Below are 22,727 nucleotides of genomic sequence, written 5' to 3'. Positions count from 1 at the left end.
GTGATGGAACTATGACATTAGGGCTGGGCTGATAGCTGCTTATCAGCCCTAATGTCATGAAAACGTGACAAATTGATCCCCAAAGAGCTTATAACTTCGTAACATAGGCAAAAAAGCGCCTTGAGACCCCTTGATCCCTAAGGTGGGTTAGTGGTTAATATTTATTTAACAAACGCACTCCGCCAACGCTAAAGAAATGCTGATTCTGGCAAGACTGGGAATTGAATGGAGTAACGCTCAATTTAAAAACAAACTAAAAAACTTAAAAACTGGGCAAAACCAGGAGTCGGGAATAAGAAATTCATCTGGGGTGGATGACATTTTATAAAGCATTCTATAACCCGGGTAAATCATTTACCTTTTAAACTACTGGAGGCCAAATAAATGGCAAAAGAACGCCCGCCGCTAGAGGAGATGACATTACGACAACTACGCAAAGTTGCTAGTGAATATGCTATCTCTCGCTACAGTCGAATGCGTAAATCACAATTGTTGGCATCGATCCAAGAAGTTCAGCGCAGTAAATTTTCTCTTAGTCCATCTCGTTCACTAGAGGCACAAGAAACCGTGGAAGCCGCAAAATTTGAATTAGGTCAAGAAGATCGCACTGGTGGCTCTTTTGCTGATGTTGATGAAGCACTCGCAGATTTACCAGGTGGTTACGGTGACAGCCGCATTGTCCTTTTACCCCGTGATCCTCAGTGGGCTTACACTTACTGGGATGTTCCCAATGAACAAAAAGAAGAACTGCGCCGCCAAGGTGGACAACAACTAGCGCTACGAATTTATGATGTCACCGACATCAATGGCGAATACCAAAGTCCCCACAGCATCCAGGAATATCCTGCTGACGAACTAGCAAGAGAGTGGTATCTACCGATTCCCGTGAGCGATCGCGATTATGTAATCGATATCGGCTACCGCACTGCTGATGGTCGTTGGTTAGTACTCGCTAGTTCTGCTAGAGTACACATCCCTCCCGTCTATCCTTCTGACTGGATTGAAGACGTCTTCATCACTGTCGACTTTGAGCAAGAACTGCGCGGTAAGACTCAGTACGAACTCATTCCCCCAGCCAAGAAGATTGCCACCACTGCCGCTGCTGCCAATGGCAACCCCATTTACGAACAAATCTTTGGCTTGGCAGAATCTGCTGAAGCGCAACGGGTTGCTGGTTCTCTGTTCGGTTCCATGCAGCAAGTACCTGGTTCCGCACGCCCCGAACAAGCTATCAGTTCCTACGTTTTCCCCTCTGGCGTTGGTTTGTGGGCAGTTCCCACCGTATCTGGTTTAACCATGTCCGGTGTTGGGATGTCTGGTGTTGGTTTCTCAGCTTCCGCTGTTCCAGTCCGTCCACGCAAATTCTGGTTAATTGCTGATGCTGAGTTAATTGTCTACGGTGCAACTGAACCTGACGCTACCGTAACCATTGGTGGTCGTCCAATTAAGCTGAATCCAGATGGTACATTCCGGTTCCAAATGTCCTTCCAAGATGGTGTAATTGATTACCCAATTTTGGCAGTTGCTGCTGATGGTGAGCAAACCCGCTCAATTCACATGAACTTTGAACGTGAAACACCATCTCGGAACACCAACACCAAGGAAGATGCTGTTCTCGAATGGCTTGCATAAATTTTGGATTTGATTGGATTTAACATTACGCCATAACTGCAATTTTTAATTGTTCCCCGCTATAGTAATGCTGTAGCGGGTTTTTTATATCGTATGTTCACAAGAAAATTGTTTTTGTTAAGCAACGCAATTAAATTAAATTTAGAACCTCTCTCCTACAAATGTAGAGACGTTGCATGCAACGTCTCTACACTCTCCTTCTCTAGTAGGGAAGGGGGTAGGGGTTTTAGGTCTGTTTTATCTTTTTCAAGGTTGATATATTTATCTATCTTGATTATGGCTACAGGCTTATTATCAGGTTGCAAAGAAATGGCAGCCAATTCAGCACCTAAACCATCTCAAACTTGTCCTGGTAAGGATGCCAACTTCAGTATTGAATTTTTTAAAACCAATAATCGAGGTGAAAAATCTGCCAAAGGCATTAATCATGTAATTATTTTTAATCCCAAATCAGCAGCATTAGATTTTAAAGTTAATGTGGGTTTATCTCATCAACTCTATGCTAAAAATACTAGAGGTAAACTGCGTCAAGAATACGTGCCAAAACAGTTTCATCAAATTATCTCTGATAGCAATTCAAAATTAGCAGGTAAAACACCAATTGCGGCGATTAATGCTGATTATATAGATACTGTTAATAAACCCCAAGGCTTAAATATTTCTCGTGGAGTTGAATATTCAGGAGCATTTAAAACCAAGCGTTCTTCTTTTGGAATATCGGGAGGTAAACCCCAGCAGAGAAGAGCTACTATTCAGAATGGTAGAAGAAATGCTGATATTCTTAATTATAATTTGGTGGGAGGTAATGGCAGATTTTATAGTCAGGGTAAGTTTAAAGATATTTGTAAAGCTTTAGGAGAATTTGCCTGTAAAGGTGCGACTAATCGTTCTATGGCAGCTATCACAAATCAAGGTTATGTTATTTTGCTGGTGAATGATGTAAAAGCCAATTCAAGTATTGAGTTTTCTTCAGTTAATCAAGAGTTGCTACCAAGTGAGTTTGATGATGTTTTAGAAGGTATTGCTCGCAAGAATTGTTTAGGTAATATTCAAGAAGGCATATTATTTGATGGTGGTCAGTCTCCGGGGTTGTATTACAACAATAAAATCTATGTACAAAACCTTGGGCCAATTGGTTCAGTTTTTTTAATTTATAAAAAATAAAATAATCTGGCGTTAAAGGTAAATCAAATAGCCTTTTAACAAGAGAATCAGGATTTTAGCGTCTTTAGCAGGTACTGACCAAGTTTCGCAAAAGTTTGATTTGCTATCTCAACGCCTTGTCCGTCATTCAATTTGGTTGCACAAGTTTGCAACATAAAGCTTTTGAGCCAGTCCTGCACTTCTTTCCCCCACCAGTACTACTAGTTGCAAACCGTACCCATCCCTTTTCACGAGGGCATTTTCCCTTACAAAAGGGAGCTGTTCCACGCCACTCACACTGCTCTATTTTACCTTGGTCTATCAGCCTTTGCACATCTGGAGGGATTTGTGCATTAACTGGTGGGATGCTGCTACTGATAATTAGGATGACAAAACTTGTTATTAGTAAAAGTATTACAAAAAGTTTTTTAGACTGCATTTTTATACCTCCAACACTTTACACTCGTCAATGAAATATGGGTAGAAAAAATTTAGATATATTTATCCTGAGTAGTTTCTGCAAACTACTGTCAGCAAAGATTTTTTACAACTTAAATTTGCAGAAAGACTTAGCTTTTAAAGTACAAGATAAGTAGGGTTTCTTTACGACCCACTAATAGTAGATTATTAAATGCAGTGTTCTAGTCCCTTTGGCAGATGCGCTTTTACTGATGCGCCTAGTGAACCTGAAAGGGTTACGCTAGAGGGTGAAGCTTAAAAAAGACTATGACACTGGAAGAAATAGCGAGCACGCTGACAGAATTATTTGGTGCGGAAACTGTAGATGCTATCGCACCTGGATCGTGGCAAGTAGAAACTTCGGCTTTTCGGCTGTTAGTGCTGCTGTCGGAAGATCACGCTTGGCTGCGAGTCCTACTGCCTATTCTACCCGTCCAAGAAGCCCAACCTTTTTTAGAGCAGTTCCTAGAAGCTAACTTTGATGACACTCAGGAAGTACGCTACGCTGTGCATGATGGGGTAGTTTGGGGCGTATTTCAACACAACAGCGGTACTTTAACCAGTGCAGACTTGAGTAATGCGATCGCACGGCTGGTTTCTCTCCATCAAGTAGGCTTAGACGATGTCTTCAATCGATTGGTTGAAACCCGCATCCAGCAAATTATCACAGCCGCAAAACAGCAAGGACAATCACTCCCAGCCACAATGCAAACCCTAGAACGCTTTTATGCAGAAGGTATGCTTGGGGGATTAGAGCAAACCCCAGAAGCGCGAGAACAAACCCTAGCTGCTTGGCGGCGTCGCTTAGAAAGCCTTTGGAACGGAATATAGCATTTGGTAAATAGGGAAATTTACCAATTACCAATTACCAATTACCCATTACCTATTATGGATATAATTCAAATTCTTAAAGACGATTATCAAAGATTTCCTGTTAATCAAACTTACAGTATTTACGCTCCTGATGTTTATTTTCAAGATCCGCTGAATCAATTTCGTGGTGTTAAACGCTATCAAAAGATGATTAATTTCATCCAAACTTGGTTTATAAATCCCAAAATGGACTTGCATAACATTCAACAATTGGGAGACAAAATTAAAACTGAGTGGACACTCGGCTGGAATACCCCCCTCCCTTGGAAACCACGCATCTCCATTTCTGGCTGGAGTGAATTAGGTCTTAACTCAGACGGATTCATTGTTTCCCACATTGATTATTGGCATTGTTCTCGCCTAGACGTGCTAAAGCAGCATTTTTTCCCTTAAACCATCGATAATATAAATAATGTAAATATATGTAAACAATCCTCAGGTAGGAAAAAGCAGCGATGCGTGTAATTTTAATGACAGGGAAAGGCGGCGTGGGCAAAACCTCCGTAGCCGCAGCGACTGGACTGCGTTGTGCCGAACTAGGCCATCGCACACTGGTTTTGAGCACAGATCCTGCTCACTCTCTAGCAGACAGTTTTGATCTAGAGTTAGGACACGCAGCAAAACAAATTCGCCCTAATTTATGGGGTGCAGAACTGGATGCGCTACAAGAACTAGAAGGCAATTGGGGTGCGGTGAAGCGCTATATTACCCAAGTTTTACAAGCCAGAGGTTTAGACGGGATACAAGCGGAAGAATTGGCAATTTTACCAGGCATGGATGAGATTTTTGGCTTGGTAAGGATGAAACGCCATTACGATGAAGGGGAGTATGATGTCTTGATTATCGACTCAGCCCCCACCGGCACAGCATTACGGTTGTTGAGTTTACCAGAAGTCGGTGGCTGGTACATGCGCCGGTTCTACAAACCATTTCAAAACATTTCGGTAGCACTTCGACCTCTGGTTGAACCTTTTTTTAGACCAATTGCTGGTTTTTCTTTACCAGACAGAGAGGTGATGGATGCACCTTACGAGTTTTATGAGCAAATAGAAGCTCTGGAAAAAGTATTAACTGACAATACGCAAACTTCAGTGCGTCTGGTCACCAATCCAGAAAAGATGGTGATTAAAGAATCTCTCCGCGCTCATGCTTATCTGAGTTTATATAACGTCGCCACTGATTTAGTTATAGCTAATCGCATTATTCCTGCCGAAGTCACAGATCCATTTTTCCAACGGTGGAAAGAAAGTCAGGAGCAATATCGCCAAGAGATTCATGACAATTTCCATCCTCTGCCGGTGAAGGAGGTACCACTTTACTCTGAGGAAATGTGTGGTTTGGCAGCTTTAGAACGGCTGAAAGAAACTCTTTACAAAGATGAAGATCCATCTCAGGTTTATTACAAAGAAACAACTCTCAGGGTAGTTCAAGAGAACAACCAATATAGTTTGGAACTTTATTTACCGGGTATTCCCAAAAATCAAGTTCAACTCAGTAAAACCGGGGATGAATTAAACATTACCATTGGCAACCACCGCCGTAACTTAGTATTGCCACAAGCCTTGGCAGCACTCCAACCCGCAGGAGCAAAGATGGAAGATGATTATCTAAAAATCCGCTTTGCTGAGATTGCGAAGGTTTAATTATTTCGCGTAATTCCCCGGTCTTCTACAAGCCGGGGATGTCAGCGAGTCAAATCGCTAGTTCCATGCTGGGTTTCCAAACTCCCACTCAGTCTAGAGATTCTATCTGAGAGACTTGAGAATATTCACCTATTCTAATTGGAATACTCAACTTTCACCTCCTCTTCTGCTAAAAGCAAGTTACCAATCTCAAATAAAAGCTGCATAGTACCTTGGTAGCCAATTTTACTGGACTGACTATTACCCAAGCGGTCAAAAATAGGAATGCCTTGACGACACAGAGGAATATTCAGGCGTTTAGCAATCGGACTCACGAAAGAATTGCCGATCAGCAGATCAGACCCAACCGCCAGTTGCTCAAAATCTTCCAAATCACCAATAGTCACACTAGTAATCGGCAGTTTGTCTAGCAGCGGAGAGCGTGTGGACGTAACCGCCGCGTGAATTTGCACACCTAGCGATCGCAAAAAACAAACTGTTGACCACAGCAAATCCGGTTCTAGTGCTAAAGAGACTCGCTTACCACCAAAATAAAAGTGAGTATCTAACAAGACCCGTTGCAGCTGGCAGCGTTGGCGGCGGTATTTCTCTGATACCCTCGTGCCACTCATATCTGCTAAAGCTTGGAGGAATTTGTCTGTTGCTTCTAATCCAGTTAACTCACCAAACACCTCATAGGGTATGCAGAATTTCTGCGATAAAATTTGCGCGGCACCCCGCATACTCTCCCCTAATGCCAAAGTAAACCCACAGCGGCTGATTTCTTGTAATTGTGTCAGAGTAGTGCCATTGGCTGTAATTACCCTAGAGGAATCAACTAAATGACCTTCTAGTAAAGTAGAAAGGTCAGGAACAACAATCGGCTGTAATCCAAAAGAAGTAACAATATCTTTGATTTCTTGGATATCTCCTGGAGTGAAAGCAGAACTCGCCAAAATTGTCACTAACTGAGGATTGTAAGCTCCCCTGCCGCCTTTTTGAGGAATTTCCTTAACTATGCTCTCTACCGCAGCCGCAAAACCATCCTGCAAAGTACCTTTAAAATCCGGTGTCGAGACTAAAAAAATCGGCAAATTATCTAATTCTGGGTGACGTTGGCGAATCTCTTTAATAAACCGCCCCATGTCATCACCTCTGGTTTCTGTCAGTCCTGTGGTAAACAAACCAATCATTTCTGGCTGATAATTTTGCACCAAGGTCATAACTGCCCGTTCCACCTTTTCCTCACCACCCAAAATAGTTGAAACCTCGGTCATAGCTGTACTTGAAAGAGGAATCGTCTCACGCAAATGCTCTACTATTGGGAACTTAGTAAAGGCACTACAGCCAGGAGAACCATGTAACAAAGGCTTCATTCCCTGAAATCCTAAAAAAGCTAAAGTTGCACCCACAGCTTGACTTTGCTTAAGGGGATTAACTGCAACTGATGTGCTAGTAACGCTAACAATTGCCATAGTTTAACTTCCAACAATAAGAGAAAATTCAAATCAATCAAATTTTGCTTAGTCCCAAGGTGCAGGCTGGCTTACTTGATACCAAATGGGATTGTAGAGAGTCGCATATAATTCTCGTGCCAGTTCTAAAATACCTGCATAGCCTGTATATGGATGATGTTGTTTCTGGTTCATATCTAAGAAAGGAATTTTGGCAATCATGGCAGTAGATTGATAGCAATCCCCCGCAATTAACATATCAGCTTGATTCTCATTAATTACCTGTAAAATTTCCTGAGAACTCTTCAGTTCCCAAATCATGGCATCTTGATTTAGCAACTGTTTAATTCTGGCTTTATCCTCTCCACTAATTTTTCTAGTACTAATAGAGATAACTTCTATACCTAAGTTTTTAGCTACGGAGATAATTGACCAACTCTTGAGACTTTCAATAGAAATTACAACCCGCTTACCTTGGAGGTAGCTACGATAAGAAACAAGTTTTTGATCTAAAGCTGCTGTTTCTTCAGCAATTAACTTTTCTGTACGTGCTTGTAAGTTAGAATTGCCTAATTTTGCGGCAATATTCCTTAAACAGCGGTTCAAGTCTTCAACACCAGAAAAAGACTCTTCAATGTAGGGAATACCGAAACGCTCCTCCATCTTTTTTGCCATTTTCACCAATGGTTTAGCAGAAATCAGCACATTGAGCTTGGCTCGATGTGCATAGCAGATTTCTTCGTAACGAGCATCACCCGTAATTTTTGCCAAAACTCGGATACCTAATTTCGCCAACAGCGGCATTACCTGCCACAATCCACCCGCAACATTGTATTCACCAATCAAGTTAATGTCGTAGGGAGTAGTAATATCTGGTTCGGCTGTACCAATAACATATTCCAGCAAAGCTTCACCAGCAAGGCTAGAGCCGAAATTTTTATGCCCCACAAATCCGGGGGCATTTACAGGGATAATCGGTATTCCTGTTTGCTCAGTAGCAGCTTTGCAGACTCCACTAATGTCATCACCAATTAAAGCCGAAACGCAGGTAGAGTAAACAAATACAGCCGCAGGTTTATAGCGTCTTGTTAATTCTTGAATGCCTCTCTTCAGCTTTTTAGCTCCACCAAAAATGATATCGCTCTCTTCCATATCTGTAGTAAAACGGACTTTGTACAGCATGGAACCAGAAGAGAGACTACCGCGACTTCCCCAAGAGTTATGGATACAGCCACTAGGCCCGTGGACTAAATGAGCAGCATCGGTAATTGGTATTAGGGTAAACATTGCACCATCAAAGGCACAATCATCTTGAGTTTCTGGTTGAATGAATTGTGTACAAGACTGATCTCCGTTGTCGGATTTTGGCTGAATGGGCTGGTCGTTAATTTCCCCTTGGCTAGTTTTCATTTTTCTGCTGATGATGGGTAAAATTTGTGAGGATTCATCGTTTTTAGTTTCCTGGGTGGTTGCAATTTCTACGAATCTGCATCAGATTTCCCTAGAAATGTGAGATAAAAGGGAATGGAAAAAAGAGAGAGATTTCCCATCCCCTAAATAGCCAACCAACACAAAGGGAAAACAGAAAACAGACAACTTAATTATTAATTTCGTCGCCTAAACTAGGCGATATCGATATATCTGTGCATCAGGATAAGGGAGGGAAGGTGGACTGCACAGCCCACCACTGACCCCTTAGTAGAAACTTCTGCGGCTTCTTTTTTAGGACTTACGCAAGTGTCTCAGTCAATGTAAGATTGTCGGGTGCGTCAGATGCCGAAAATCTGTTGATTGTTATCGAATTACTGAGTCTGACGCACCCTACAAAGCCATGCTAGTTGCGTAAGTCCTGTTTTTTGAAGCTGCACAAGCTTTACTTCTTTTTCTCACCAGCAACTATTTCTACGTTGCCTTTTGCCAGTGCTTCCAACGCTTCACCTTCAGCGTCTTCTAGCTTCTTACCAGCATCGGCTTGAGCATTAGCTGCACCTATCAGTTTTGCAGCATTTTCTTCGCTTTCGAGAATACCGAATTCAATCAGTAAATCTTCTAGCTCATCCATCTCAATAGGTGTGGGAATGGCAAGATTTGTATTGTTGATAATCTTGTCGGCTAATGTCCGGTATTCATTAGCTTGGTTGCTATCAGGTGCGTACTCGTTAACAGTCATCCGCCGCAATTCAGCGTGTTGCACGATGTTGTCACGAGGGACGAAGTGAATCATTTGGGTATTCAATCTGGCTGCCAGAGTTTCGATCAGTTCGTCTTCCCGGTCAGTATTGCGGCTATTACAAATCAAACCACCCAAGCGCACACCGCCAGTATGGGCGTACTTGAGAACACCGCGAGAGATGTTGTTAGCAGCAAACATCGCCATCATTTCACCGGAGGTAACGATATAGATTTCTTGCGCTTTGCCCTCACGAATTGGCATGGCGAAACCACCACAGACAACGTCACCCAACACGTCATAGGATACGAAATCTACGTCTTGGTATGCACCGTTTTCTTCTAAGAAGTTGATGGCGGTAATGATACCGCGACCGGCGCAACCTACACCGGGTTCAGGTCCACCAGATTCTACGCATCTGATATCCCGGAAACCAGTGATTACAACTTCTTCTAGTTCGATATCTTCGACAGCACCCCGTTCGGCGGCGAGGTGCAACACGGTGGTTTGGGCTTTACAGTGCAATATCAATCGGGTGGAGTCGGCTTTGGGGTCGCATCCCACAATCAAGATGCGTTTACCTACTTCTGCCATTGCCGCTAGGGTATTTTGGGAGGTGGTAGATTTACCAATACCGCCTTTACCGTAGAAAGCAATTTGTCTAATTTTTTCGTCGGACATGATGTTCTAGCTCCTAGTATTTGTTAGCTTTGGTGGGTCTGCGATGATGAGGAGTTTGCACTGTAGTGTTACAGCAGCGCATGTAGAACTTCGCCGGAGGTGCGCGTTCTACCGCAAAAAGGGTAAATATCCCGAACATATTCAGAGTTTTGGTAAGTTTCTCTTGCTCATTAGTCGGTGTCTTTTATTCCCACGAATGACTAATGACTAATGACTAATGACTAATAAAAAATGTAAGGACGAGTTTAACTAAATTGACGCGGGTTAACCCGGCCTTACAAAAATCGAAAAATGGCTACAGAAGAAATAGAAATTTAGGCAGAGTTTTTCCCTGAAGCACACACCAAAATCGTAGTTAAAATTTAAACGGTTGCTACAACTTCCCCAATTTTACTGATGTCGTAGCCGCCGAGAATTTCTAATTGTGAGTGAACCAGCCGATGTCCTAAGGTACTGAGCAATTGCTGTACTGGCGTTTCTTCTAGATATTTTTTGAGAATTACTAAGTCATATCGTGATTGACGCAGGGGGATAAATCCCAGCCCAAAGGCTGCCGCTACAGATGCTGTACTGATACCTGCATCTGCAACTCCTGAGGCGATCGCACCAGCAACATCTTGATGACTGGTGATAATCCGCTCAAAGCCTTGAAGAGCATCGAATGGCACTTGTTCCTTTTCTAAGGTTTGTTCTAAAAGCAAACGACTGCCAGAACCTACTTCTCGGTTAACAATGGTTGCTTTCATTTGCACTAAGTCGGTCAAAGTTCTGATTCCTTTCGGGTTCCCAGGCTGCACCATCAGTCCCTCCTCCCAGACTCCAAGAGTAATCAAAACAGCTTCTCTCCCAGCTAGAACTTTACGGACAAAGGGAATATTGTATTCCCCCGAAACCGGGTCGTATAGGTGCATTCCCGCAATGTGAGCCTCACCTCTGCATAGACTATGTAATGCAGCCATACTGTTGGCAAAGTTATATTGAACTCGTAGTTGGGGATGCCAGCGTTCGGTAGCTCTGGCCCAGAGAGAAATCACAGGGGAACAACCAGCAATGACAACTGTGTTATAAAGTGTGTCCATATTATCGTCGAGGAGTCGGACACGAACTTTATCTGTGTTAGTCTGCTTCTCACCCTCACCATCAGCCGGAATCATATCTTGGCGAAAGGCATCTTTGCCAATCAGGGGATAAGCTATCCATTGACCTCCCACCCGCGCTAGACTGACTCTTAGTGGTTGCAAGCAAGAAACAGGTTTGGCGAGAACTGCTTCAATTTCAGGTAAATCTCGCTCAAGCCAGAATAGATGCTCAACTTGACAGCCAAGCGCCTTGGCTAGGCGCAGTGTAATCTCAACCGAGGGAGCATATTGTCCCGACTCTACACCACTAATTGTTTGACGAGTTACACCAGCTAGGTTAGCCAAGTCTTGTTGACTCATAGCTAAACGGGTTCTGATTGACTTCAAGTTATTACGGAGGTTACTATCCTGCTTCATTGGCTTTATCTCTCAGTTTATCAAAGCCGTAGCGGATTTAACTCGCATCTACCAAAGGCGATCGCGAAGGGCTGCTGCTTTGGTGCAGATCGCACAATCTACTAATGCATATCATTTTGGTTTGCAGACTTTCTGTGCTTTCGCTCTCTTGATTCCCCATACAAAAACAATATCACAGAAATTGCCAGTTTGCTTGCGAAGCGCAATTTTTTTTGCTCTGAATGAAATATTACCTGCTGCTAGTTGCTCAAAAGCCTTCAAATATAAGGAACTCAGGTCTTTTAATCTCTAAAAATTCGTTGAGCAATTTACCAACCTATTTTCTGATTTAGTACCAACTAATTTGGTAAATGCAGCAAACGATACAGTTTTAGCAACTAATTTCAGTTTTGATGGTTGCTATACAAGCAGTATCAATCATGGAGAATATACCAACCCCAACGCCATTTAGGCAAGTTTTGCTTTGATTAAAAATTACCGCTTCTACAGAAATGAATCCTGGACTGCCGACAAGAGCATCAGTCAAATCAAGTGGCATTTCTCAAACCCTTGACTTAACAACAACTGTTCCTATATCTCCCTTAATCACTTGGTTTGAGGTCATCGGCTACACAGTTTTGTTAGATTCACCGACTGTCAACAGGCAGCATCAGATAGAGCACAGCAATCAGACTGAGGTACTTTTGCCAGTACGCTTGTGCAGTGCCTTACAGCGAATTAATCCCAGATTATCATCTGAGGCAATTGCCCAAGCTATTCGCCAAGTCACAAGTCTTGAGAGTCTCAACCTGCTATCAAATAACCATCACTTTCATAAACTCTTGACTACAGGGGTTGATGTCGCCTACCAGTTTAATGGTCAAACAGTCCGAGAGAACGTATCGCTAGTAGACCTATCTAACTTGCTGAATAATGATTGGTTGGTAATTAATCCATTTACCGTTGTGAAAGGCAATTGTACTCATAGTTTGGATGTAGTTGTCTTCGTTAACGGCTTACCATTGGCAGTGATGGTCTGGACTCACCCCCAGGATGAAAACGCTACTCTCAAAGCTGCCTATCAGCGACTTCAGACATACTTGCAAAAGATACCACAGTTATTTATCTACAATGCTTTCCTCATTATTGCTTGTGGTAACCGAGCGCGGGTCGGGACGTTAACTTCTGACTGGCAAGAATTTTTACCTTGGCAAGTTATCAGAATATCATGATCACGATTCCACATTTAGCTAAAAAGTTACAACGCTTTGCGAATAAAGCTAGAATTAGCGTCAGTTCTCCAGTTGATCAAGGTATTCCGTGGATAATCAACATAGAAGAAATCTTGCCTGAAGGGGATTTGCCTAGCACCTGATATGAGAAAAATTTGACGCAGCTGTCGAAGAAATCTATCCTTGTCTGATCTGTGGTGCAACGCTAGTGTTGCGTACTGCCGAGATGCTGAGTTCTGTCTCTACATTTATACAGAAGTGCTGGGAGTGGCGGCTAACAGTATTGATGGTGAGAACAGCGTACTGGAATCAGTTAATTTCTGAATTAACAACAACTTTTCAAACCCTACCGACTTCAGTACGACTGTTGCCTATTGGGTTAGAAAAATGGCTACCATAAAAATTGAAACTGTGGCAACAGTGTATAGACGAGCGATCGCGTCTCCATAATTTAAAAGAACCACCGCTATTGATTAACTGATACGGCGCTACAGAAGCAACGATATTCACAACAGTGTATAACTTATCGCATTTAGTGCTAGACGATACACGACCACAGCAACTGATCGGTAGACCTATTGGTAATGCACAAACCTATATTCTAGATAGCGAACTGCAACTCGTTCCCATTGGTGTACCAGGCGAATTGCACATTGGCGGTGTGGGTTGGGCAGGAGTTTATGTTGCATCATTACTCGAATGACTACCAAAAAATGGGGGTTTACCACGGACAGGAATCATACGATATATATGATGACAATCTTTCTTTAGATGCCGTTAAGTAAGCTTTAAAACTTCTGGTAGAAAAACACCCAATTTGGCGATCGCTTGTTCATCTCCAGAGCGATTTCTACGCATCGATCGCCAAGGTTGGATGGAAACAAAGCCCATCAAAGGGACTCTACCACGAGGAAAAACACCAGAATAAGATTTTAATTTATTGGATTTCATGAACAGTTGCCAATACTTTTTGAGCGGGTAGACGATTGGATTCTCCATGAGTTAAGTCCAGCAGCAAAGGTTTTACTAAAAGCTGTAGAAGAACGGTTCCGGGAAAGTAATTTGATTGATATCCTGCAAAATGTTGATTAAAGACTCAGCGATGCCTGCGGCGAGCGTTCGCGTAGTGTCTCGAAGAGAAGCTATCGCAGGCGGTGAACAACTATAACAATCCTAAATCATTTGTGAAACCTGCGACCTCACTCTTTATTCTCTTTTCCTTGGTGCTAAGAACGCCAAGGCAGTTCGTTAAAAAAATATTTTTACAAATAAAATAGGATTGTTTTTTTTAATTAAAATTTCTGCTGTTAAACCATAGAAAGTATCAAATAACTCTGAATAAAAAAAAAATATTCTCAATAGATTGTTACTTGCTATTGGTTTGCCAACTGATTATTATGGAACTTATGGATTGACAGAAACTATCAAACATGTAATTTAGTTTCAGAGATTGCAAATTGAGTTCTTAACGATTGCCTACGGCACTGCGCTCCGCGCCATCACTATTTATCTGAAATTAATCACTACTACTACGGAAGCAACCGAATTTTCTTCATACATAAGATGGTCAATTTGTAGAGTGCATAAGTTCTATCCTAATTTCGAGGTTTTCCTGTAAATTGCTTAACCAAATATTAATCTTAATTAACGATGAATAAATTTGAATACAACTCGAACCTCCCTTCTGCCTTGGAAAACTCAGATTTTGTAATTCAGCAGCTCGAAAGTCAATTAGATAAGCTAGAGAAATATCAGACTGAACCTATTGCGATTATTGGCATGAGTTGCCGATTTCCTGGAGCCAACGATCCAGAGAGCTTTTGGAAATTACTGCGCTCTGGTACTAATTCGGCTACAGAAATTCCGGAAGCGCGTTGGGCACTCAACAACTATTATGATCCAGATCCCAGCGTTACTGGCAAAATGCCGTTGCGTTATGGCTACTTTTTAACAGATATCGACCAATTCGACCCAGATTTTTTTAGAATTTCGCCTCGAGAGGCAGGTGCAATTGACCCGCAACATCGCTTGCTTTTAGAAGTCAGTTGGGAGGCTTTGGAAAGAGCGGGGTATGTACCAGATAGATTGGCAGGTAGTCCCACTGGTGTTTTCATTGGTCTAACTTCTGAAGATTACAATGATGTCGTACAAAAACGACCATTTGAACTGAATAAACAACACGAGTTGTTTTTTGTGACCGGAGTTAAATCCTACGCTGCATCCGGACGAATCTCCTACACTTGGGGGCTAACCGGGCCAGCTTTAACTATTGATACAGCTTGCTCTGCTTCGTCAGTGGCTATCCACCAAGCCTGTACCAGCTTGCGTCAACGCGAATGCGAAATGGCTCTGGCTGGAGGAGTTAACCTAACACTTGATCCGACTGTCCACCTCTACACCTACAAAGGCAGAATACTGACTTTGAATAGCCATTGCAAAGTCTTTGATGCCAGTGCGGATGGGTATGTCAGGGCTGAAGGCTGCGGTATTGTGGTTCTCAAACGTCTATCTGATGCGATCGCTGATCGAGACAATATCTTAGCAGTCATTCGCGGTAGTGGTGTCAATCAAGACGGCGCGAGTTACAGTTTTTCTGCACCTAATGGGGAATCGCAGCAAGCATTATTGCGTCGCGTCTTAGCTCAAGCTAAAGTTAATCCTGCTGAGGTGAGCTATTTTGAGGCTCATGGTACAGGAACGGCAATTGGTGATGCCACAGAATTGACAACTGTTGAACAAGTTTTTGGACCTTCCCACTCTAAAGAATCTCCCATATTAGTCGGTTCATGCAAAGCTAATATTGGACATCCAGAACCAGCGAGCGGTATTGCATCTTTAATCAAGTTGGTCTTATCTCTTCAAAATCAGGAAATTGCACCTCAGATCAATATCAAGAAAATCAATCCCTGCCTTGACTGGGAAAAAACATCAGTTCAAATTCCCACTCAGCTCACACCTTGGACTAGCTCCCAGCGGCGCATGGCAGCCCTAAATTGCTTTGGTATCAGTGGCACCAATTCCTGTATGCTGGTGCAAGAAGCTCCCGAACTTGAATCTGTTAATTCCGAGTGGGAACGTCCAGAGCATATTCTAGTCATATCTGCAAAGACTTCTGTTGCACTCAAGCAGTTAGTAGAACTGTATCTTCAGCATTTAAGTAATCATCCAGAACAAGCATTAACTGATATTTGCTTTACGGCTAATACAGGACGGCTGCACTTACACCACCGCTTGAGTATAGTAGGAGCTTCAGCAGAAGAAATTAAGGGCAAATTGGCAGCCTTCCATCAAAATGAAGAAGCGGTGGGATTTAGCAGTGGGGAAATAAATAATTCAGAGCCAGCTAAAATTGCTTTCTTGTTCACCGGACAGGGTTCTCAATATGTTGAGATGGGACGACAACTCTACGAAACACAGCCAACTTTTAGAAAGGCTCTCGAACGGTGCAATGAAATTTTACAGCCCTATTTAGAGAAATCCTTGCTTGAGGTTATCTATCCTCGACCAGGGGAAAACTCGCCGCTAGATGAAACCGCTTACACTCAACCCTGTCTATTTGCGCTTGAATATGCTTTGTATTGTTTGTGGCAGTCTTGGGGAATAACTCCGTCCGCTGTCATGGGTCACAGTGTCGGAGAATATATTGCTGCTTGTGTCGCCGGAGTTTTCTCCCTTGAAGACGCTTTGAAATTAATTGTAGCCCGAGGAAAGCTAATACAGCAATTACCGAAGGGGGGCATGATGGTAGCACTAATGGCGAACCAACAGCAGGTTACTGCTGTCATAGAAGAGTCTGCCGCAAAAGTGGTGATTGCTGCCATCAATAGTCCAGAAAGCACAGTTATTTCTGGAGATGAGCAAGCAGTAAAAGCGGTGGTGGCGAGGTTTGAAATTGAGGGAATTAAGAGCAAGCAGTTGCAGGTTTCTCATGCCTTCCACTCGCCGCTAATGGAGCCAATAATCGCCGAGTTTAAACAAGTTGCTAGGGAAATATCTTATTCGCCTCCAAAAATTAGCATGATCTCTAATCTGACTGGAGAAGCGGTCACCCACGAGCTGACAACGCCTGAATACTGGTGCCGTCACATCCTTTCACCCGTCAACTTTTTAGCGGGCATAAACACACTACATAGCCTCGGCTATGAAGTATTTCTAGAGTGTGGGTCTAAGCCAATTTTGTTAGGAACGGGACGTCAGTGTTTGCCAGAAGGATTTGGCACTTGGCTACCTAGTTTATATCCCGGAAAAAACGATTGGCAAGTCCTATTACAGAGTTTGGGACAGTTGTATGTAGGTGGGGCGAAAGTAGATTGGGCTGGCTTTGACAAGGATTATCTGCGACGCCGAGTAGTTTTACCGACCTATCCATTCCAAAGGCAACGCTACTGGCTGGAAACTGAAAAAGACAACGATCATCCAACCACATCTGTTCAACTTGTTACTCAAGTGAAGCAAAATCAGGTTGATTCTAAAAAGGGTAATAAAATGCATTCTCAAAAATTAGTGAAACTTTTAGAACAGCAGCGCTTACAGATTATTGAGTTGCTGCTGGAAGACACAGAACAACAGAGCGAGCTGCGTGACAAATCTACTCAAATAAATGAACAGCAATATTTCAAGCAAAGTGAAGAATCAATCCCCGAAAGATATCCGAACAAGGTGTTCACACAGGCTAATATTTTACAACAGTTGAAAGTAGATGCTGGCAATCGCCGTTCAATCTTAATCAACTATCTTCAAACTCAGATAGCGAAAATTCTTGGTAGATCTCCGAATCAATTGCGAGTAGATAACACCCTGACTGAGTTGGGACTAGAATCGCTTTCAGCAATAGAGTTCAGGGAGAAAATCAAACAAGAACTGGATATCGATGTGCATGGGAAAAACTTACTTCAAGGAATCAGCATTATTCGCCTTACTGATGAAATTCTTGACGAACTTAGCCAAAAAATCCTGAGCAATTAAATTGACAAACTGAGGGGAAAATTCAGCTTTTGTTTAACTTGAAAACTGCTTTATTTCCCCAAAGGTGAGATGAAGGTGTGAGACCCCAATGTCCAACATCAAGCAAGAGATTAGGAGTAAAAACCCATGGGGTTTGGAAAAATATCCCCTTAGAGAAAATGATCAGTTATGCAACTAATTGACCTTAGCGTGACGATGGAACCCACAGAGGGCGAACCTGTTCCTGTTCAAATTGAGTATGTGAATCATCAGGAAGGAGCTGACTTACTAGGCAAACCAGCCGGAATTGATCACACGGCATTTCCGGATGGAATAGGGTTATCCATTGAGTTTGTTAAATTAACAACTCATTCAGGAACCCACATAGATGCTCCTGCTCATTATGGTCCTTTATCTGAAGGAAAAACGGCTAAAACAATTGAAGATTTGCCCCTTGATTGGTTTTTTCATGATGGGGTGCTAATCGACTGTTCAGAATGTCCAGCCGATGAAACGATAACTTCTGCGGAAATCGAGCAAAAGTTAGCAACTATGAAATATGATATTAAACCTTATGATATCGTATTGTTGAGGACTGGAGCCGACAAGTATTGGGGAAAAGCTGAATACTTTACCAAATTCCGTGGTGTGACTCGTGAGGCAACTGAGTGGTTGGTTTTACGAGGCGTGAAAGTCATCGGCATAGATAGTTTCGGTTTTGATGCGCCGTTTCATAGAATGTTGTCAGAATATCAAGAAAAGCAGCAGTCGGATGTTTTGTGGCCTGCTCACTTATATGGGAGAGAAAAGGAATACTGCCAGATTGAAAGACTTGCTAATCTTGACAAGATTCCTGTAAATACGGGTTTTACTGTAGCTTGTTTCCCCATCAAGGTTCGTAATTGTGGAGCAGGTTGGAGTCGGGTTGTCGCCATGATTAAAAATTGAATAAGGAGTTGCATAGCAATAAGTTATCTGGGATAAAGTCATCAGAACTTATATGCCGATGAACCTACTTTCTGGTGATGAATCTGAGGAAAAAAAGAGTTTTTGAATTACTCAAGCAAAGTTTTAGCAGAAAATAAAAAGACGAAACATACGACTTGGTTGTGCCACGAAAAGTCTTCTTAGCCAAAAAGAGGCTAATTCTTTGAGCTTTCAAAAAAGCCGCAGTAATGCCACCTGTGATTTAAGTAAAAGCAACTCAAAATAGAGAGAGATTTAAATGACTTCGCAATTACCCTTAAAAGAAAAAGTAGCATTGATTACCGGAGGTAGTCGGGGAATTGGATTGGCGATTGCCCAGGGTTTTTTGACTGCCGGGTCTCATGTAGTCATCGCTGCCAGAGAACAAGGAAACCTGAATGATTCAATATCTATATTGAAGGATCTCGCTAATACTATTGATGCCAATAATGGTACAAAAATTCAAGTTTCTGGAGTCGTAGCAGATGTGCGCGATCAAGCCCTAGTAGATGGGATGGTGGAAGATGTGATGCAACTCCACAACCGCATTGACATTTTGGTTAACACTGCTGGACGCGGGGGGGGTGGTCCAACTGTTGCCACCGATCCTGATCTTTGGTACGACATCATTGACACCAATCTTCACGGTGTTTACCGAGTTACACGTGCAGTTCTAACGCGATCGGGTATGTTAGACCGACGCTGGGGACGCATTATTAATATGGCTTCTACTGGGGGTAAGCAAGGGGTTTTGTTTGCCGCTGCCTATACAGCCTCTAAACATGGAGTAGTTGGCTTTACAAAATCCCTGGGACTCGAACTAGCTAAAACAGGGGTGACAGTTAATGCTATTTGCCCTGGCTTTGTCGAAACAGATTTGGCGGTAAAGGCTCGGCAGGTGTATGGAGATGTGTGGGGGATAACACCTGAGGAAGTATTAAAACGTTTTGAAACGCGCATCCCTTTGGGGCGCTATGTGGTTCCAGAAGAAGTGGCGCCGATGGCAGTCTACTTGGCATCAGATATAGCTGCCCCCGTACTGGCGCAGGCTATTAATATCTGCGGCGGGTTGGGGAATTATTAAAATCAGGCATTGACAGAATAGTGGTGAATCCGGGATTTAATCAGAACTTCATACCTGCTCTAAGACTTGATTGACAAAATTATTCGGAGAATTGGCGTGTCTCAATCTGTAGAACAAACTCCCATAACTAATAAAGAATCTTCAACTCCCGATGTCATTCTTGACGTGCAGCAAACAAGCTGTTGTATTGTAGGCGGTGGACCGACAGGGGCGGTTCTGGCATTGCTGTTGGCACGTCAAGGCATTCCCGTGACGCTGATTGAGGCCCAGAAGAACTTCAACCGTGACTTTCGGGGTGATGTCCTTCACGCTGGGGCGATGGGACTACTCGACGAAATGGGTTTAAGCGATCGCTTGTTGGCTGAACTTCCCTACTCTACGACTGAAACAATTAAATTCCTCGTGGGCGGGAAAAACATTACATTTGCGGATGTAAGTGGTTTGATGCAAACTCGATATCCTTACATGACAATTATTCCCCAGGGAAAGCTGCTAGATTTTCTGACTATTGAGGCGAAACGCTACCCAAACTTTCAGTTGCTCATGGGTGCAAACGTGCAACAACTGATCGAAGAAGACGGAATGATTCGCGGTGTTCGCTATCGGGGACAGGGGGGCTGGCACGAAGTGCGATCGCACCTGACTGTAGCCGCAGACGGGCGGTTCTCTAATATCCGTAAATTAGCAGGCATGGAATTTAACAAAATGGCCATGCCCCTTGAGCTATTTTGGTTCCGCCTACCGCGATATTCTCATGAAGCAGAGGGGGTAATCTCGCATTTTGGTAAAAAGCGCATTTTAGTTAAATTCAATACCTATGATGGAAATTGGCAGATTGCCTACTATATTCCCAAAGCTGACTTTCGCCAGATTCAGGCAGCGGGTATAGAGGCAATGCAGCAGTCTATTGTTGGGGTAGTTCCAGAGTTTAGCGATCGCGTACACCATTTGCAAGATTGGAAGCAGACAGCGCGAATTTCCCTCGAATTGGGCAGACTCTCCCGATGGTATCGCCCTGGCTTGTTGGTGATTGGTGACGCCGCCCACGTCATGTTGCCTTTGGGTGGAGTTGGCATCAACTATGCGATTCAGGATGCTGTAACGGCTGCAAACATCTTGATTGAGCCGCTCAAGCGCGGTAAATTGCAGCTACATCATCTAGCAAAAGTCCAGCGTCAGCGCGAGTTGCCGATTAAAGTTATCCAGTCGTTTCAGGCTTTTCTGCAAAAGAATGTTACAGCCAAAGCAATCCGAGCCGAAAACACTTATCATCTGCCGCCATATTGGGGTTTGCCATTTTTGCGTAATATCGTTGCCGAAATCCTAGCGTTTGGCGTTTTCCCACCTCATCTGAAAACCGAATATGCGTTGCCGGATGCTGAGTATGAGACTGGTGACAAGTCATCTCAAAAAGCATCAACAATAGCTGAGAACCTATCCGCAAAATAACTAATCAGTCAAAAACAGCTGCGTTTATCTGCGGTCTAAAACCTGAAAAAAGACTTTTTCCATCAGATTTTGCGCTCCCAGAATTGATTCTACAAGAACAGGACTTACGCAACTGGCACGGCTTTGTCGGGTGGGTCAGATGTCAAAAATCTGTTTATTTGCCAGATTTATCGAGTCTGACGCAGCCGACAATCGATGTTTATTGTGATACGCAGCTTTAGTCCTAAAGAATATTCTGAAAATCTATATGTCTGAACCCAAAGAACAAACAACCAGAATTATCAAAGAAACCCCAACTCCCGACACCATTCTCGACGTACAGCAAACAAACTGCTGTATCGTAGGGGGCGGGCCGACAGGGGTAGTTTTGGCACTGCTGTTGGCGCGTCAAGGCATTCCTGTGATCTTGCTGGAAGCACACAAAACCTTTGAGCGCGACTTCCGAGGAGACTTAATTCAAGCCGGGGCGATGGAAATTATGGACGAATTGGGGCTGACGGATCGCTTGCTCAAGCAGGTTCCCCACTCCAAGACGGGCAAAATGGAATTTAGCATCGGCGGACAAACTGTAACCTTTGCAGACTTTAGCCAGTTGCAGACTCGGCATCCTTATATCACAATTATTCCCCAGGTAAAGTTGATTGAATTCCTCACGAATGAGGCGAAACGCTATTCCAACTTTCAGTTAGTCGCGGGTGCGAATGTGCAACAACTGATTGAAGAAGACGGAATCATTCGCGGTGTCCGCTATCGAGGACAGGGAGGCTGGCACGAAGTGCGATCGCACTTGACTGTAGCCGCAGACGGGCGCTTCTCACCAATCCGTAAATTAGCAGGTATGGAACTAATAGAGACGGCAGCACCAATGGATCTGCTTTGGTTTCGCCTACCTCGACACTCCTCGGAGTCAGAAGGTTTGAGGGTGCGCTATGGCAGCAAGCGCGTCTTAGTTACATACAACACCTTTGATGGAAATTGGCAGATTGCCGCAGTCATTCCTAAGGGTTCCTACCGCCAGATGCAGGCAGAGGGAATAAAGACCCTGCAACAGTCGATTGTCGAGGTAATTCCAGAGTTTAGCGATCGCGTCGAACATCTAAAAGATTGGCAGCAGACATCGCTCCTCTCAGTCCAAATGGGCAGACTCTCCCAGTGGTATCGCCCTGGTTTGCTGTTGCTGGGTGACGCTGCCCATGTGATGTCGCCTCTGGGTGGGGTTGGCATCACCTATGCAATTCAGGATGCTGTGGCGGCGGCGAACGTCCTTTCAGAACCCCTGAAGCGCGACGAACTACAGCTCGGTCATTTGGCGGCAGTGCAGCGCCAGCGCGAGTTGGCAATCAAAGTCATCCAAGGATTTCAGTCATTTACGCAGAAGCGGATTACCGCCAAAGCAGTGCAAGCGGATAACTCGTTAAAGCTGCCGATATATTTGCGTCTGCCACTGTTGAGTGATATTCGGGCGCGACTGTTTGCGTTTGGGGCTTTTCCGCCTCATGTCAAGGTCAAATTTAGCTTGTAGAATGCCGGCGAGCAAAGGAGT

The 22,727-nt window shown here is 43.5% G+C and carries 17 protein-coding genes and 2 pseudogenes; 15 read left to right on the top strand and 4 right to left on the bottom strand.

The features are described 5' to 3' along the window. The first annotated feature begins 384 nt into the window (after positions 1-384). The 5 genes from CYLST_RS00165 (at position 385) to CYLST_RS00140 (ending at position 5,750) form a co-directional block, all read left to right on the top strand. Entirely contained in the window at positions 385-1,632 is a 1,248-nt protein-coding gene (locus CYLST_RS00165) for a DUF4912 domain-containing protein (RefSeq protein WP_015205678.1), read from the top strand. A gap of 276 nt (positions 1,633-1,908) precedes the next feature. Beyond that, positions 1,909-2,796 (top strand): phosphodiester glycosidase family protein, encoded by an 888-nt coding sequence (locus CYLST_RS00160; RefSeq protein WP_051056083.1) that lies wholly within the window; start codon positions 1,909-1,911, stop codon positions 2,794-2,796. 705 nt (positions 2,797-3,501) lie between these two features. After that, entirely contained in the window at positions 3,502-4,065 is a 564-nt protein-coding gene (locus tag CYLST_RS00150; RefSeq protein ID WP_015205675.1) for a DUF1821 domain-containing protein, read from the top strand. Between the two features lie 57 nt (positions 4,066-4,122). After that, a complete protein-coding gene (locus tag CYLST_RS00145; RefSeq protein WP_015205674.1) occupies positions 4,123-4,500 on the top strand; it encodes a C6orf136 family protein in 378 nt (125 codons plus the stop codon). Between the two features lie 62 nt (positions 4,501-4,562). Continuing rightward, positions 4,563-5,750: a TRC40/GET3/ArsA family transport-energizing ATPase gene (locus CYLST_RS00140; protein WP_015205673.1), complete on the top strand. Its 1,188-nt coding sequence runs from the start codon at positions 4,563-4,565 to the stop codon at positions 5,748-5,750. 134 nt (positions 5,751-5,884) lie between these two features. Here CYLST_RS00140 and nifN read toward each other — a convergent pair whose 3' ends face one another. From nifN to CYLST_RS00120, 4 genes are all read right to left on the bottom strand, one after another. Further along, complete coding sequence (gene nifN / locus CYLST_RS00135) at positions 5,885-7,204, bottom strand: nitrogenase iron-molybdenum cofactor biosynthesis protein NifN (protein ID WP_015205672.1); 1,320 nt, start codon at positions 7,202-7,204, stop codon at positions 5,885-5,887. 48 nt (positions 7,205-7,252) lie between these two features. After that, positions 7,253-8,593, bottom strand: a complete 1,341-nt coding sequence (gene nifE, locus CYLST_RS00130; protein WP_015205671.1) for a nitrogenase iron-molybdenum cofactor biosynthesis protein NifE — start codon at positions 8,591-8,593, stop codon at positions 7,253-7,255. Between the two features lie 463 nt (positions 8,594-9,056). After that, positions 9,057-10,034 carry a nitrogenase iron protein gene (gene nifH, locus CYLST_RS00125; RefSeq protein ID WP_015205670.1) on the bottom strand — a complete coding sequence of 326 codons (978 nt, stop codon included), beginning with the start codon at positions 10,032-10,034 and terminating at the stop codon, positions 9,057-9,059. A gap of 362 nt (positions 10,035-10,396) precedes the next feature. After that, positions 10,397-11,530, bottom strand: coding sequence for a substrate-binding domain-containing protein (locus tag CYLST_RS00120; RefSeq protein ID WP_015205669.1), 1,134 nt, complete (start codon positions 11,528-11,530; stop codon positions 10,397-10,399). A gap of 491 nt (positions 11,531-12,021) precedes the next feature. Between CYLST_RS00120 and CYLST_RS00115 the strand changes: the two genes are divergently transcribed. The 10 genes and pseudogenes from CYLST_RS00115 (at position 12,022) to CYLST_RS00085 (ending at position 22,706) form a co-directional block, all read left to right on the top strand. Continuing rightward, on the top strand, positions 12,022-12,741 hold the full coding sequence (locus tag CYLST_RS00115) for a type I restriction endonuclease (protein WP_041232893.1): 720 nt from the start codon (positions 12,022-12,024) through the stop codon (positions 12,739-12,741). Next, entirely contained in the window at positions 12,738-12,884 is a 147-nt protein-coding gene (locus CYLST_RS33995) for a hypothetical protein (protein WP_157162498.1), read from the top strand. Before CYLST_RS00115 ends, CYLST_RS33995 begins: the two co-directional genes overlap by 4 nt. Positions 12,885-13,234: 350 nt before the next feature. Continuing rightward, positions 13,235-13,444, top strand: a pseudogene (locus tag CYLST_RS35645) (AMP-binding protein); the annotation flags it as partial. A 111-nt stretch (positions 13,445-13,555) separates the two neighbouring features. After that, positions 13,556-13,666 (top strand): annotated as a pseudogene (locus CYLST_RS32900) (chorismate-binding protein); the annotation flags it as partial. 32 nt (positions 13,667-13,698) lie between these two features. Continuing rightward, complete coding sequence (locus tag CYLST_RS36300; RefSeq protein ID WP_281172803.1) at positions 13,699-13,833, top strand: hypothetical protein; 135 nt, start codon at positions 13,699-13,701, stop codon at positions 13,831-13,833. Between the two features lie 558 nt (positions 13,834-14,391). Next, entirely contained in the window at positions 14,392-17,706 is a 3,315-nt protein-coding gene (locus CYLST_RS00105) for a type I polyketide synthase (protein WP_015205668.1), read from the top strand. 168 nt (positions 17,707-17,874) lie between these two features. Continuing rightward, a complete protein-coding gene (locus CYLST_RS00100; protein ID WP_015205667.1) occupies positions 17,875-18,633 on the top strand; it encodes a cyclase family protein in 759 nt (252 codons plus the stop codon). A gap of 277 nt (positions 18,634-18,910) precedes the next feature. Next, a complete protein-coding gene (locus CYLST_RS00095; protein ID WP_015205666.1) occupies positions 18,911-19,735 on the top strand; it encodes an SDR family NAD(P)-dependent oxidoreductase in 825 nt (274 codons plus the stop codon). Between the two features lie 96 nt (positions 19,736-19,831). Beyond that, complete coding sequence (locus tag CYLST_RS00090) at positions 19,832-21,184, top strand: FAD-dependent oxidoreductase (protein ID WP_015205665.1); 1,353 nt, start codon at positions 19,832-19,834, stop codon at positions 21,182-21,184. Between the two features lie 247 nt (positions 21,185-21,431). Then, the gene (locus CYLST_RS00085; RefSeq protein ID WP_015205664.1) at positions 21,432-22,706 is read left to right on the top strand and encodes an FAD-dependent oxidoreductase; all 1,275 of its coding nucleotides are present in this window, start codon (positions 21,432-21,434) and stop codon (positions 22,704-22,706) included. Positions 22,707-22,727 lie beyond the last annotated feature (21 nt).

This window comes from Cylindrospermum stagnale PCC 7417 (assembly GCF_000317535.1).
Lineage (GTDB): Bacteria > Cyanobacteriota > Cyanobacteriia > Cyanobacteriales > Nostocaceae > Cylindrospermum > Cylindrospermum stagnale.
This window is presented reverse-complemented; position numbering and strand designations above follow the sequence as displayed.